Origin of the sequence: Curtobacterium sp. AB451 (assembly GCF_050585845.1) — a bacterium.
Classification (GTDB): Bacteria; Actinomycetota; Actinomycetes; order Actinomycetales; family Microbacteriaceae; genus Curtobacterium.
Genome location: NZ_JBOBQG010000004.1, coordinates 58470 through 71166, shown reverse-complemented (window position 1 = coordinate 71166; position 12697 = coordinate 58470). Strand labels below are relative to the sequence as shown.

Annotated in this window: 13 protein-coding genes; 4 read left to right on the top strand and 9 right to left on the bottom strand. The window is 72.9% G+C overall.

Annotated elements, in window-relative coordinates:
- The first annotated feature begins 56 nt into the window (after positions 1 to 56).
- Both ACQXVK_RS10265 and ACQXVK_RS10260 read left to right on the top strand, forming a co-directional pair.
- Positions 57 to 956, top strand: a complete 900-nt coding sequence (locus ACQXVK_RS10265; protein WP_430853498.1) for a trimeric intracellular cation channel family protein — start codon at positions 57 to 59, stop codon at positions 954 to 956.
- 286 nt (positions 957 to 1242) lie between these two features.
- Positions 1243 to 1872 carry a TetR/AcrR family transcriptional regulator gene (locus ACQXVK_RS10260; RefSeq protein ID WP_022907147.1) on the top strand — a complete coding sequence of 210 codons (630 nt, stop codon included), beginning with the start codon at positions 1243 to 1245 and terminating at the stop codon, positions 1870 to 1872.
- Positions 1873 to 2607: 735 nt separating this feature from the next.
- Here the strand turns inward: ACQXVK_RS10260 and ACQXVK_RS10255 are convergent.
- The 5 genes from ACQXVK_RS10255 to ACQXVK_RS10235 all read right to left on the bottom strand — a co-directional run bounded on the left by ACQXVK_RS10255 (position 2608) and on the right by ACQXVK_RS10235 (position 8964).
- A complete protein-coding gene (locus ACQXVK_RS10255; RefSeq protein ID WP_430853497.1) occupies positions 2608 to 4959 on the bottom strand; it encodes a transglutaminaseTgpA domain-containing protein in 2352 nt (783 codons plus the stop codon).
- The gene (locus tag ACQXVK_RS10250; RefSeq protein ID WP_430853496.1) at positions 4956 to 6287 is read right to left on the bottom strand and encodes a DUF58 domain-containing protein; all 1332 of its coding nucleotides are present in this window, start codon (positions 6285 to 6287) and stop codon (positions 4956 to 4958) included. Before ACQXVK_RS10250 ends, ACQXVK_RS10255 begins: the two co-directional genes overlap by 4 nt.
- A complete protein-coding gene (locus ACQXVK_RS10245; RefSeq protein ID WP_402267452.1) occupies positions 6287 to 7279 on the bottom strand; it encodes an AAA family ATPase in 993 nt (330 codons plus the stop codon). Before ACQXVK_RS10245 ends, ACQXVK_RS10250 begins: the two co-directional genes overlap by 1 nt.
- A gap of 186 nt (positions 7280 to 7465) precedes the next feature.
- Positions 7466 to 8467, bottom strand: coding sequence for a glycosyl hydrolase family 18 protein (locus ACQXVK_RS10240; protein ID WP_430853495.1), 1002 nt, complete (start codon positions 8465 to 8467; stop codon positions 7466 to 7468).
- Positions 8468 to 8514: 47 nt separating this feature from the next.
- Positions 8515 to 8964 carry a MarR family winged helix-turn-helix transcriptional regulator gene (locus ACQXVK_RS10235; RefSeq protein WP_430853494.1) on the bottom strand — a complete coding sequence of 150 codons (450 nt, stop codon included), beginning with the start codon at positions 8962 to 8964 and terminating at the stop codon, positions 8515 to 8517.
- A 133-nt stretch (positions 8965 to 9097) separates the two neighbouring features.
- On the opposite strand from ACQXVK_RS10235, the gene ACQXVK_RS10230 reads away from it, so the two are divergent.
- Entirely contained in the window at positions 9098 to 10291 is a 1194-nt protein-coding gene (locus tag ACQXVK_RS10230; RefSeq protein WP_430853493.1) for an MFS transporter, read from the top strand.
- A gap of 445 nt (positions 10292 to 10736) precedes the next feature.
- Here ACQXVK_RS10230 and ACQXVK_RS10225 read toward each other — a convergent pair whose 3' ends face one another.
- Positions 10737 to 11174: a hypothetical protein gene (locus ACQXVK_RS10225; RefSeq protein ID WP_430853492.1), complete on the bottom strand. Its 438-nt coding sequence runs from the start codon at positions 11172 to 11174 to the stop codon at positions 10737 to 10739.
- Positions 11175 to 11218: 44 nt separating this feature from the next.
- Between ACQXVK_RS10225 and ACQXVK_RS10220 the strand changes: the two genes are divergently transcribed.
- The gene (locus tag ACQXVK_RS10220) at positions 11219 to 11491 is read left to right on the top strand and encodes a hypothetical protein (RefSeq protein WP_430853491.1); all 273 of its coding nucleotides are present in this window, start codon (positions 11219 to 11221) and stop codon (positions 11489 to 11491) included.
- Between the two features lie 57 nt (positions 11492 to 11548).
- On the opposite strand, the gene ACQXVK_RS10215 is transcribed toward ACQXVK_RS10220, so the two are convergent.
- The 3 genes from ACQXVK_RS10215 to ACQXVK_RS10205 form a co-directional block, all read right to left on the bottom strand.
- Positions 11549 to 11830: a hypothetical protein gene (locus tag ACQXVK_RS10215; protein ID WP_430853490.1), complete on the bottom strand. Its 282-nt coding sequence runs from the start codon at positions 11828 to 11830 to the stop codon at positions 11549 to 11551.
- Complete coding sequence (locus tag ACQXVK_RS10210; RefSeq protein WP_430853489.1) at positions 11830 to 12201, bottom strand: hypothetical protein; 372 nt, start codon at positions 12199 to 12201, stop codon at positions 11830 to 11832. Before ACQXVK_RS10210 ends, ACQXVK_RS10215 begins: the two co-directional genes overlap by 1 nt.
- Positions 12202 to 12349: 148 nt before the next feature.
- Positions 12350 to 12661 carry an HNH endonuclease gene (locus ACQXVK_RS10205; RefSeq protein ID WP_430853488.1) on the bottom strand — a complete coding sequence of 104 codons (312 nt, stop codon included), beginning with the start codon at positions 12659 to 12661 and terminating at the stop codon, positions 12350 to 12352.
- Positions 12662 to 12697: the final 36 nt, after the last annotated feature.

Genomic DNA, 12697 nt, shown 5'->3' with positions numbered 1-12697 from the left:
CTAACCTAACCGCCGCCCGGCTCGCCAGTCGTCCGGCGTGGGGTTTGATGGTTCTCATGAACCTGCTGTCCGTCGATGGCCTGGCGTCGGTCACGAACGTGCTCGACCTCGCCGGGGTGTTCGCGTCGGCGCTGCTCGGCGGTTCGCTCGCCCGGACGATGGACTTCGACCTCTTCGGCTTCCTGGTCGTCGGGTTCGTCTCCGGCCTCGGCGGCGGCATGCTGCGGGACACCCTGCTGCAGAACGGGCCGCCCGTCGCGCTCGTCGACCCCCTGTACGCGCCGGTCGCGATCGCCGGTGCGCTCATCGCCTTCTTCGTGTCGTTCTCGGAGCTGACCTGGGACCGGCTGTTCACCGTGCTCGACGCCGCGGTCATCGGCTTCTGGTCGGTCGTCGGGGTGCAGCGGACGTTCGACGCCGGGCTCGACTGGCCGGCCGCGATCATCATGGGCACGATCACGGCGGTCGGCGGCGGTGCGATGCGGGACCTGCTGCTCCGTCGGGTCCCCGCCGTGTTCGGCGGCAACGCGCTCTACGCCACCGTGGCCGTCGCCGCGTCCGCCGTGATGGTCGTCGCGTCCCACCTCGGGTCCCCGTCGATCGGGATCATCGCCGCGATCGTGCTCTCCCTCGGGCTGCGGTGGGGTGCCGTCCGACGGGGGTGGGGCCTGCCGAACGGTCGCGACTGGCAGCCGAAGTCCACCCTCGGCTCCCTGCTCCAGCGGGGTCGGAAGCTGCGTCCGGACGCCATCCGACTGCTCCGACGACCGGGCCGACGGTCCGGCGCGGGGAGCGTACACCACGAGAACGAGTCGGGGTCCGGGTCCGGGTCCGGGTCCGGGTTCGGGCTCGAATCCGGACCGGGGTCGGGGTCCGGGTCCGGATCCGGGTCCGGGTCCGGGTCCGGGTCCGGGTCCGGGTCGGGGTCGGGGTCCGTCGAACCGTCGGACGGCTGAACGCGCCGAGGGGCTGTCATCTGTCGGTCCTCGGTCGTACAATCGGTACCGCCGGGTATCGACCCGGCATCCATGGTCCGCTGGAGCACCGACGCGACCCGAACGCGCCGGTTCCGAACGGACCTGTGGTTGGGGGCTTCGCTGATGCCGCGCGGGATCAGACGCGCGGCGCGGCAGGTCTCCCGACGCACCCTGCCTCCAGCACAATGGTCGTGACCCACCCTCACGCCAGCCCGACGAAGCCGGACCCGACGGATCACGGCGGGCCCCGTCGAATCAGGAACCGATGAGCGACGACGCCTCCGATCCCAGCTCCTCCGTCACCGGGCCGCCCACGCCCCGCACCCCACGAGCCGAGGTGCGCGAGCGCCTGCTGGTCGCCGGCGCCCAGGTCTTCGCCGAGCAGGGCGTTCACGAGGCCCGGCTCGACGAGATCGCCGCCCGCGCGGGGTTCAGCAAGGGTGCCGTCTACTCGAACTTCTCGTCGAAGGAAGACCTCGTCGCCGAGGTCATGCAGCGCCAGACGAACCTCGTGCTCGGCTCGCTGCGGGAACTCGTGCGTGCGGACATCGCGGCCGTGGACATCGGCGACGTCGTCCGGGCAGCGTTCGGCCGACACGACCAGACCGCGCAGTTCGCCCTGCTCTCGGAGTTCCGTGGGTACGCGATGCGCCGACCCGAGTTCCTGCCCGAGTTCGTGCGCCAGCGGCGGGAGCTGCAGGACGGGGTGCTCGAGCTCGTGGAGCTGTGGTTCGGGGCGCACCCGGAGATCGATGCCGGGATGCCGCTGGCGGACTTCGCCCGGGTGCTCATCGGGGCGAACGTGGGGATCGTGTTCGACTCGGCGGCGTTGCCCGGGGTGAACCCGGGCGAGGTCGTCGCGGCCCTCGTCGAGGCGGTCGTGCGCCAGCGCTAGCGCGCCGCGCGGCGGCGCAGCGCGGGGCGCGGTGGCTGCGGCGCGCAGCGTGCGAGGTTCGTCAGTCCGCGCGACCCTGCCCGCCCCGAGCGAGGTTCGCCACTCCGCGCTACCCTGCCCGCTGGGTGCGCCGCTACAGCGGCGCACCCAGCCACCAACCCCGCCGCCACCGAACAACACCGCACCGTGCGGCTCGGCCCCACGGCCCCACGGGCCCCACCAGCGCGCGGCGTGGCGGCAGCGGCGCGCACCGTGCGAGGTTCGCCGCTCCGCGCGACCCTGCCCGCTGGGTGCGCCGCCACAGCGGCGCACCCAGCCACCAACCCCGCCGCCACCGAACAACACCGCACCGTGCTGCACGGCCCCACGGGCCGCACCAGCGCGCCGCGAAGCGGCACGCACCGTGCGAAGTTCGCCAGTCCGCGCGACCCTGCCCGCCCCGTGCGCCGCTACAGCGGCGCACCCAGCCACCAACCCCGCCGCCACCGAACAACACCGCACCGTGCGGCGCGGCCCCACGGGCCGCACCAGCGCGCCGCGAAGCGGCACGCACCGTGCGAGGTGCGCCGCTCCGCGCGACCCCGGTTGCTCCGTGCGCCGCTACAGCGGCGCACCCAGCCACCAACCCCGAGGCGACCGAACAACGCAGCACCGTGCGGATAGCCCGACCACACCAGCGCCAGCGCACCGCGCGCCAGCGCCAGCGCGCCGCCAGCACGCTGCGGCAGCGCCGCGCTACGCGGCGCTGCGCCGCGCGCGCCGCCCCTCGTGCGACCACGCCGACGACGGCAGCAGGCTCGGCGGCAGCAGCCGGGACCTGACCACTCGCGCGCCGGAGGCCGACGCGTCGAGGGCGACCCGCGCCTCCCGGACGGCGGCGAGGAGCGCCGAGGAGTCCACCGTCGCGGCACCGCCCGCGGCGAACCGCTCGCGGTCGACCGCGTCGACGATCGCCTCGAGGTGCGGCAACACCGTCGCGGGCACCGACGCCCGGAGCCGACCGAGCACCGCACGTGCCGTGCGCGCTGCGGCGGCCGCGTCTCCCGGCGGCGCCAACCCCGGCGCGTACCCGTGGTCCGCGACGTCGTCGAGGGTCTCGCGCCAGGCGTTCACCGCCGGGGACCGACCCGAGTGCACCGCCGCCAGCCGGGTCCGACGGCGGAGGGTCCGGACGAGCGCGGGCGAGACGAGCAGTGCGACCGCCAGCAGGAGCCCGACCGCGAGTCCGAGCGGGCCGTTGCCCCCGCCGCCGGTCGACCCGGTGGCGCTCGGCGCGGCGGAGGCGCTCGGCGTCGAGGTGGCGGTCTGGGCCGGAGCGGACTCGCCGGGTGCGGGCAGCGGCGTCTCCGGAGCGGCGGCGGAGGGGGTGGCGCTGGCCTCGGTGGCGGGCGAGGCCGCTGCGTCGGAGTCGGGGGTCGGCTCGAACGCGACCCAGCCGGCGCCCTTGATGTAGAGCTCCGGCCACGAGTGTAGCTGCCGGTTCGACACCGTGTACTCGCCGTCGGCCTGGGTCGTGCCCGCCCGGTAGCCGACCGCGATGCGCGACGGGATGCCGAGCGTCCGGGCCATCACGGCCATCGCCGACGAGAAGTGCACGCAGTAGCCCTCGCGGACCTGCAGGAACTTCGCGACGACGTCCATGCTGTCGCCGTCGTAGCCCTGCTCGACCGGTGCGGTCTCGGAGTAGGTGAACAGGTCGCTCCGGAACCACTGCTCGAGCGCGCGGGCCTTCTCGTAGTCCGAGCCGGCGCTGCCCGCGACCCGCTGCGCCGTCCGCGCGATGCTGGTCGGCAGCTTGTCGGGCAGTTCGCGGTCGATGCGGAGCTGGTTCGCCGACGGGGTGGCGAACCCGCGACCGTCCGCCCGACCGAGCAGGCCGGAGCTGGCGATCGCGTCGAGGTACTCACCGGACCACGTCGAGGCGCCGTACACCTCGTAGGTGGCACCGCGCGGGGTCGCCGGGCCGGTGGAGCGCACCGTGCTCGACTCCCCCATCCAGCGCCACTGCGACAGGTCGAGGTTCGTCGACCGCGACTCGATCGAGACCGCGCCGGACGGGACCGGCAGGTAATTGCTCGACAGGCCGGTGACCCGGATCGTGACGTCGCCGCGACTGGACAGGCGGAGGTTGATGCCGACCGCCCACTGCTGCTGGTCGGCCGTCTCGGACTTCGCCGCGTCGGTCGTCGTCGGCACCCAGTCCCCGGTGCCGAACTCGTCGAGGTTCGCGAGCTTGAGGTACTCCGGACGCCCGTCCGAGGACCGGTAGCGGAACACCTCGAGCTCGTTCGGCTGCCGGAGGTCCTGCCCGAGGTTGAGGAGGGTGCCGGGCCGTCCGGGCTGCACGGGCGACTGGATCGCCCCGGTCACGCCGGACAACCAGCTGGCGTTGAGCGGCACGATGGCGGGCAGCCCGACGGCGACCACGAGTCCGATCGCGCCGACGACCGCGGCCGGGAGGGCTCGCTGGACGGGCCGGACCGAGAGCCAGAGCAGGACGAGGAAGGCGATGCCGGTGGCGATCACGAGTCCGGGCGCCGCCGGGGCCCCGGTGACGATGCCGGGGACGATGAGGATCACGAGCGCCGGAGCGGCCGCGAGCGCGGCGGTCGGCGCGACGGCGGCGAGGAACAGCGAGACGCCCGCGACCCAGCCGATCGCGACCGTGACGATGAGGCGGATCGCGTCGGACTGCGGCAGCGGCGCCGGGTTCAGCCGGATCGCGGCCAGGGTCTCGCCGAGGGCACCGTTCCGGTCGAGCCAGCCGAGCGGCTGGATGTCGTTCACGACCGCCGCGGCGCAGGAGCAGACCACGAGGGCGACGACGAGCGCCACGAACCGCACGCCCGGCGCACGACGGCGGACGGCGAGCACCGTGCCGACGAGCACGGCGGCGACGAGGACACCGGACACCCACCAGGCGATGCCCTGCACGAGCGGGCGCATGGCGAGGGCGGCGATGAGGACGGGCACCGGGGCGAGCGCCACGACCCACGGGCTCGGCGAGTCCGGGCGGTCGACACGACGGTCGGCGTCGGGACGGGCATCGCCCCGGGCGGGTGCCGGACGGGTGGCGACGCCGCTCACCGGATGCTCCCGGGCGAGTGGGCGCCGGCCACCGGCACGACGAGGGTCCGCCAGCCACCACGGTCGAGGATCCCGCGGACGACCGGGTCCGGCGGCACGATCGTCGCCAGGATCCCCCGGCTCGAGCCGGTCGTCGACGAGACGAGCTCGGCGGCCTGCTCGGCGGTGCAGTTGCCGGTGACGACGGCCGTCATGCCGTGCACGTCGCGGCCCCGCACGTCGGGCAGGACCTCGGTGACCTCGCGGGCGTCGGAGCGGACCCGGACGTCGGCGAGCCCCACGAGCACGTCGGTCAGTCCGCCGGCGTCCCCCGCGTGCCGGGTGCTGCCGGCGGGTCCGTCGCTGACGAGCACGACGCGCGAGGTCCGCGCGGCCAGTGCCCGTGCGACGCTCGCGGCGACCACGACCGCGTGCTCGAACGCGGCGTCGCCGCCGAGGTCCGAGAGCTCCGCGAGGTCGTCGCGCCCGAGCCGCTGGTAGGACTCCCGCCGGACGTCGAGCGCGATGACCGCCTCGGGCGGCTGCGCCTGGGTGGTCTGCCGGACGTGGAGTTCGCCGCGTCGGGCACTCTGGGCCCAGTGCACGCGGCGGATCGGGTCGCCGGGACGGTACGGGCGGAGTTCGCTGTCGTCCGCCGAGCCACCCTGGCCCACCCGGCCCTCGTCGGCCGAGACCGCACCCGCGAGGGCTCCGGCGTCGAGCGTCCCGAGCGGGGTCGACGCCGGCACGACGACGACCTCTTCGGCGGCGACGACCGGGCGGTCGATGCGCAGCAGGCCGAACGGGTCCTCGACGCGGATCGTCACCGGACCGACGACGCTCCGCCCGCGGTGCATCGCGAGGGCCTCGACGTCGAGCACCGCCGGCGGCAGGTTCGGACCGACCGCGGCGTAGGTCTCGGCGGTGTCCATGCTCACGAGCGCGTCGTCGAGCTGTTCGCGCACGAGGAGCATCGACCGCGGGCCGATCGGCAGGCTCGTCCCGCCGAGCGTGATCCGCTCGCGGTACACCTCGCCGACCTGGACGATCGCGCGTGCCGTGCTCCGGCTGCCACGCAGCGGTGCGGCGACGACGAACGCCATCACGATGCCCAGCACGACGAGGACGAGCAGCAGGAGGCCCGCGGAGACGGCGACGCTCGTGGTCCCGACGAGCCCGCCGCCGACCAGTCCGATGCCGACCGCGATCACGGTCCAGCCGCGGACCGTCGGCCTCGGGAACGGCGTCCGGCGCAGCAGCGACAGTCCACGCCGTCCGTAGCGGAGCGCCCCGGAACGCACCGCACCGGCACGCAGGGCGAGCGACGTCGGCGCCGGGGACCCGGACATCAGGAGCGGACGGGGGTCGCCGTGAACGGCACGGCGGTGTCGGACACGATGCGCACGACGATGTCGCGGACGGTGTCGTCACCGGTGCCGCCGAGGCCGCGGGCCACCGGGACGAGACGGTGCGCGAGGATCACCGGAGCGAGCGTGGCGACGTCGTCGGGCGTGACGAAGGGACGGCCGAGCAGGGCCGCGTGGGCGCGGGCGGCCTGGGCGAGGTGCAGCGTCGCCCGCGGGCTGGCGCCGAGGACGATGTCGGGGTGCGTGCGGGTGGCCCGGACGATCGCGACGATGTACGCCTCGACGTCGGGCGCGACGTGCACCGTCCGCACGGACTGGATGAGGTCGCGCAGGACGTCGACGTCGACGATCGGACGGAGGTGCGCCAGCGGGTCGCCGCCGCCGCGGTTCGTCAGCATCTGCCGCTCGGCGTCGGCGCTCGGGTACCCCATCGTCAGGCGGGCCATGAACCGGTCGCGCTGGGCTTCCGGGAGCGGGTACGTGCCCTCCATGTCGATCGGGTTCTGCGTCGCGACGATCATGAACGGGCTGTCCAGCTTGCGCGTCACGCCGTCCACCGTCACCTGCGCCTCGGCCATCGCCTCGAGGAGCGCCGACTGGGTCTTCGGGCTGGTGCGGTTGATCTCGTCGCCGATGACGACGTTCGCGAATACCGGTCCCGGCGAGAAGCGGAACGTGCCGGAGGACTGGTCGAAGATGTTCACCCCGGTGACGTCCGAGGGCAGCATGTCCGACGTGAACTGGATGCGGTTCACGGATCCGCCGACGGACGCGCCGAGGGCCTTGGCCAGCACCGTCTTGCCGACGCCGGGAACGTCCTCGACGAGCAGGTGCCCCTCGGCCAGCATCACCGTCAGGGCGGTGCGGATGGCCTCGGTCTTCCCGTCGACGACGGTGGACACGGCGGCGATGATGTCGTCGCCGACGTCCCGGATGCGGTCGATCGGGAAGGCGGGGTCGGTCGGTTCCGGCACGCAGGCCTCCTCGGCTCAGGACAGGTGTCGTGCATGCTACAACGGCCCGGTGACAGGGACCGGAGGATGCGTCACCGACTGCGTCGCCGGACACACGGCGGCGGACTGGAGGCGCGGATCACGTGCGCCGGTCGGCCCACGTGATCCGCGCCTCCCGTCCGGTGCGGGGTCGCCCCGCGCGCGCCGTCAGCGCGGCAGTGCCAGTGTGTTCAGGGACCAGAGCGCGACGCCGTGCAGCCCCAGCCGGTCGGCGAGCGTGACCCGCACCCGGTAGGACCGCGCGTCGGACCAGTGCAGCTCGCGGCCGTCGTCGAGCATCGCGGACCACTCCCCGGTGCGTTCCGACCACCGGGCGTCGTCACCCGCGAGTTCCCGCGCCCGCGCCGGACTCACCTGCGCGTCCCCCGAGCCGCCCCACACGTACCCGTAGCCGGCGATCCCGAGGTCGATCCGGTCGGCCGGGACGCCCGAGCGCTCGGCCGCATCGACCACGCGCTCCGCCCACGGCAGGGACCCGATCGTGCCGGCGCCGCTCCACGGCCCGTGCTGGTCGTACGTCATCAGGACGAACCGGTCGACGTGGTCCGCGAGCGCGCGGAGGTCGTACCCGGTGGCGCGGTAGCCCTGCTCGCCGGTCGAGGCCATCACCGCCATCGACACCTCGGCGTCCCGGCCGAGCCGCTCGTGGACGGCGTCCTCGAGGGCCGCCGCGAACGCCACGAGCCCGGCACGGTCGCGGCTCCGGAGCGACTCGAGGTCGATCTGCACGCCGCGCAGGTGTTGTTCGGACGCGAGGTCCGCCAGGCGCCCGGCGACCCGCGACCGGTTCGCGGCGTCGGACAGCAAGGCGGTGCCGACCTCGGGCGAGAAGTCGCCGATCGACTCCGAGAAGTTGCTGACGAGCAGCTCGGGGGCGGCTCCACCGTCCTCCGCGGTCCGGGCGAGTGCGCCGACGCCGGCCGGCAGGTCGTTCAGCCCGGCGCCGTCGTCCGTCATCGTGACGCCGTCGATCCCGATCGTCGCCGCACGTCCGGACGCGTCCGAGACCGTGGCCGCGGACCCGTCCCCGGGTTCGACGTACGCCTCGACGGCGAGGTCGGCGTCGGATGCCTGCGTCGCGGCGCAGCCGCCCGTGACCATCGCGACCACGACCGCGATCCCGACCACGAGCCCCGTCCGCCGCACCATGCGCTCACCGTAGCGTGCGGGGCGGAGCGGGCCGCGCCTCCCGGCCTTCAGACGGAGGCGCCCTCGAGCCGGTCGACCGCGACGGCGAGCTCCTCGAGCTCGGGGACCCCGCGCGCTTCGGCCAGCGATTCCTCGAGCGCGGCGGCGTGCACGGGCGTGGCCTCGTCGAGCAGCCGCTGACCGGCGTGCGTGAGCTCCGTGTAGAGCCCCCGACGGTCGTCGGCGCAGAGCACGCGGGTGAGGAGCGCGCGCTCCTCCAACCGGTTCACGAGCCGGGTGGTCGCGCTCGGGCTCAGCGCGGCCGCGCGGGCGAGCTGCTGCATGCGCATGTGGAAGCCGTCCTGGCGGCGGAGTGCGTCGAGCACGGTGAACTCGACCACCGACAGGTCGACCGCGCGGAGCGCCCGCTCGAGCCGCGCCTCGATGAGGCCGTGCAGGGCGGCGAGGGTGCGCCATCCGTGGGCGCGGACGGCGACGGACGAGTCGTCGACGGACATGGGTGCCTCCAGGTGTGCTTCTGGGCAGGATCGGTTGCTTGCGCGGATACCCCGCGTGTGCAACTATCAATGTCCCGCGTCTGCAACAACCAGCGTACGCGGGCCAGCTGCACCGCACAACGGAAGGACATCCATGCCCGCGGGACTCATCGCCCTCGCACTCGGCGGATTCGGCATCGGCCTGACCGAGTTCGTCATCACCGGGCTCCTGCCCGAGGTCGCCGCCGACTACGGCGTGACCGAGACCACCGCCGGGTGGCTCGTGACCGGGTACGCCCTCGCCGTCATCGTCGGCGCGCTCGGCCTCACCGCCGCGACCACCAGGCTCCCCCGCAAACCGGTGCTCATCGGGTTGCTCGTGCTGTTCGTGATCGGCAACACCCTGTCCGCCGTCGCGCCGGTGTACGGCGTCATGATGCTCGGCCGGGTGATCGCCGCCCTCTGCCACGGGGCGTTCTTCGGCATCGGCTCCGTGGTCGCGTCGAACATGGTCGCGAAGGAGAAGCGGGCATCCGCGGTGGCTCTGATGTTCACCGGGCTCACCGCCTCGAACGTGCTCGGCGTCCCGTTCGGCACCCTCCTCGGCCAGGCACTCGGCTGGCGCGCCACGTTCTGGACCATCGCGGCGATCGGTGTGGTCGCGCTCGTCGGCGTCGCCGTGCTCGTCCCGACCGTCCGCTCGGCCGACGCAGCCGTCCCCTCGCTCCGCCGGGAGCTCGGCGCCTTCCGCTCCGGCCAGGTGTGGCTCTCGCTCGGCATCACCGTGCTCGGCTACGGCGGGATGTTCGGCGCCTTCACGTACATCGCGTACACACTGACCTCGGTGTCCGGGTTCTCGTCGAGCGCCGTGCCGTGGCTGCTCATCGTGTTCGGCGTCGGGCTGTTCGTCGGCAACTTCGCGGGCGGCAAGCTCGCGTCCCGCTCGATCGACGGCACGCTGCTCGTGGTGCTCGTCGTCCTCACGGTGGTGCTCGCCGTGTTCGCGGCAGTGGCGGCCTCGCCCGTGCTCACCGTGATCGCACTCGTGCTCATGGGGGCGTTCGGGTTCGCCACCGTACCGGCGCTGCAGACGCGGGTGATGCAGTACGCCGACCACGCACCGACCCTGGCGAGCGGGGCGAACATCGCGGCGTTCAACCTCGGGAACGCGCTGGGCGCCTGGATCGGCGGCCTCACGATCGCGGCGGGGCTCGGCTACACGTCGCCGATCTGGGCGGGCGCCGGGATCACCGCGGCCGCCGTGGTGCTCACCGCCGTCGCCGCGGGCGCGGCACGGCGCCGCCACGCGCGCGGCGCGGTGTCGACGGGCAGCGTCGCGACCGTCTGACGCGCGGGCGCGGGGCGCTCCGCGAGGTTTCGTGAGCAGGAATGGTCGGGTCACGTGCGCACACCCGACCGTTTCTGCTCACGAGGTTCGCGGCCGTCGCGGCGCACCCACGCACGGACGGGAGGCGCGGTGCGGGCTGGCACCGCGCCTCCCGTCCGGCGGTGGTGGCGCCTCGCACTCGATGCACCCGGTGCTCCCGGTGCTCCCGGTGCCCTCGGTGCTCCCGGTGTTCCGGTGTTCCTCGGGAACGACGAAACCCCGGTCCAGGAGGACCGGGGTTTCGATGCCGCGGAGACGGAGGGATTTGAACCATGCCGAGAGATGTCGCACTGCGTCTCAGATGCGACGATGCCGCGCACTTCCGGGCTTCGCACGTCTCAGATGCACTCTTGGATGAGGGCGGTTCTCCGCAAAGTGTGTGCGATGTGTGTGGCTCGCGTCCGCGTCAGTCCCGCTGCGTCACGATCCAGTCGACCGCTTCGTGGGGCAGCCGGAAGCGGTAGTCGGCGTCGGTCTCCCACTTCGTGCCAGGTACCACTCCACCAGCAGCGACGATGCGGTGCAGGACGTCGGCAGGAATCTCACCCTCTGCGTGCTCGAGCAGCCACGCGCGCGTCTCCGCGTCGAGCTTCGGCCACCAGTTCTGCACGTCGAAGATTCCCCGGTCGTGCCAGACGCCCTCGACGAGCTCCGAGACGATGTTCCCGGCGAAGATGCTCACGACGTCGCCGCGATCGCGGACGATGACGTTGGTGAGGCCGTCCTTCTTGGCTGCTCGCTCCCCCGCAGCCTTCGCTTCGGCGACGGTGTTGTAGACGCCAGTCCGGTAGGGGCCATCCGCCTCGTGGGGGCGTTCGTTCTCGTGCTCGATCGCGTAGCTCATGGTCGGACTGTACCGTCGGAAGACACCGACGCCGAGGAGGGCTCATGAAGGTAGAAGACGCACAGCCGTGGATCAACAACTACTGGGTGGACGGGGAGTGGGCCTGGCAGGACGAGTACTACCACTGGCCCGTGCAGAAGGGTGACGGGCTGATCGTCGCGAAGCAGGACTACAAGCGGTTCCGGGTCGTCGACGTCTGGTACAGCGACGACAACCACGGCCACTTCGACATCGGTCGCCACATCTTCCTCGAAGAGGTGACCGCGACGAGCGACGATCGCCCGGGCAACACCGCCCCGAGCTACTTCCGCGTCTGAAACGCGAGATGGGTCCCCGCATCATGGGGACCCATCTCCAATCCGGGATCGGAGCTGTCAGGAGGCCTTGGGCTCGGGCCGGTCGTTGTAGTGGTCCTCGGTGAGGGTGCCGTCGGCGTGCAGCAGGTAGCGGCAGTCCCTCATGGCCTCTGCGCCGGTGCCGAGCAGGTCCACGTACGTGACGAGGACGGAGTCGCCGGCGTCGAGCTTGGCGACGAGCCTCGGGTAGGGCGATCCGGGGATGTGCCCCCACCGGTCAGCGCGGTGCTGCCACTTCGCTCGGAGCGCCTGCCGGACGCTGATCGACGCCGTGGTGGTCGTGGTCTTCTTGCGGGGCATCAGAGGCCTTCCTTGCGTGCCTGCACGCGGTCCCAGCGGCGTCGGGACGCGCGCTGCTTCGTCGGGTTCTTCTTCGGCTGCCCGAACTCGTCGGGGAGCGGGATCTGCGCGAGGATGCGGGCCAGCGAGAGGCGTTGCAGCCGGAGCTCGACGATCGCGGGGTGGAGTCGGGTCTGCCCGGCCGAGCCGAGCGTCGTCGGCCCCTCGGCGGCGAGCACGGCCTCGAGGGCTTGGATGTCGTTGGCCTGACGGGCGGCGAGCTCGAGCACGACGAGGTCTTTCTCGTCCCACTCGTTGTCGTCTCCGAGCGCGGCGTCGTACTGCCGGCGCAGGGCCTCCCCTGCCGGCTCCTCGGTCTTCTTGCGGGCCATGAGCGCCTCCTCGGCGTCCAGAATTCGGATGATGTGCAATGCACAGAGCCGGAGCCACAGCACCTCTAAGGTCTGACGCGACCCGGGGGGAGGGGGTGGACGGGGTGGCCGTGTGCGGCTGTCTGCGGCGCGTTCGTCGCGGCTGGGTCTACCTGAGTCCGGGGTGCCGCTCGGTCGCCTTGCGGGCTAACGGACGGCTGGTGCTGCGTCGCGCTTCGAGTGCTTCGCGTGCCGTCTTCTTGTTGTGGTGCCAGCCACACAGCCATTGGAGGTTCGAGAGAGCATGGTTGTCACCTCGAACGATGTGATCGCAGTCTGTTCCACGCTCAGTGCAGCGCGAGCCGTCGCGCATCGTCGCCTCGCAGCGTCCGCCTGCGTTGTCGCGCACGATGTTGCGTCGGTGTTCCCAGTCGCGCGGCAGTCGCTCGCGTCGGTCGCTGCCTTCCCACTGCTTGCCCATGCTGTGTCCCTTGGTCTGTGCTCGGTGCTGCTGCTG

Excerpts from the sequence above, each read along its gene's own strand:
- ACQXVK_RS10265 (WP_430853498.1), top strand. The coding sequence starts at position 57 with ATGAACCTGCTGTCCGTCGATGGCCTGGCGTCGGTCACGAACGTGCTC.
- ACQXVK_RS10225 (WP_430853492.1), bottom strand. The coding sequence starts at position 11,174 with ATGAGCTACGCGATCGAGCACGAGAACGAACGCCCCCACGAGGCGGAT.
- ACQXVK_RS10235 (WP_430853494.1), bottom strand. The coding sequence starts at position 8,964 with ATGTCCGTCGACGACTCGTCCGTCGCCGTCCGCGCCCACGGATGGCGC.
- ACQXVK_RS10240 (WP_430853495.1), bottom strand. The coding sequence starts at position 8,467 with ATGGTGCGGCGGACGGGGCTCGTGGTCGGGATCGCGGTCGTGGTCGCG.
- ACQXVK_RS10205 (WP_430853488.1), bottom strand. The coding sequence starts at position 12,661 with ATGGGCAAGCAGTGGGAAGGCAGCGACCGACGCGAGCGACTGCCGCGC.
- ACQXVK_RS10250 (WP_430853496.1), bottom strand. The coding sequence starts at position 6,287 with ATGTCCGGGTCCCCGGCGCCGACGTCGCTCGCCCTGCGTGCCGGTGCG.
- ACQXVK_RS10220 (WP_430853491.1), top strand. The coding sequence starts at position 11,219 with ATGAAGGTAGAAGACGCACAGCCGTGGATCAACAACTACTGGGTGGAC.
- ACQXVK_RS10230 (WP_430853493.1), top strand. The coding sequence starts at position 9,098 with ATGCCCGCGGGACTCATCGCCCTCGCACTCGGCGGATTCGGCATCGGC.
- ACQXVK_RS10260 (WP_022907147.1), top strand. The coding sequence starts at position 1,243 with ATGAGCGACGACGCCTCCGATCCCAGCTCCTCCGTCACCGGGCCGCCC.
- ACQXVK_RS10210 (WP_430853489.1), bottom strand. The coding sequence starts at position 12,201 with ATGGCCCGCAAGAAGACCGAGGAGCCGGCAGGGGAGGCCCTGCGCCGG.
- ACQXVK_RS10215 (WP_430853490.1), bottom strand. The coding sequence starts at position 11,830 with ATGCCCCGCAAGAAGACCACGACCACCACGGCGTCGATCAGCGTCCGG.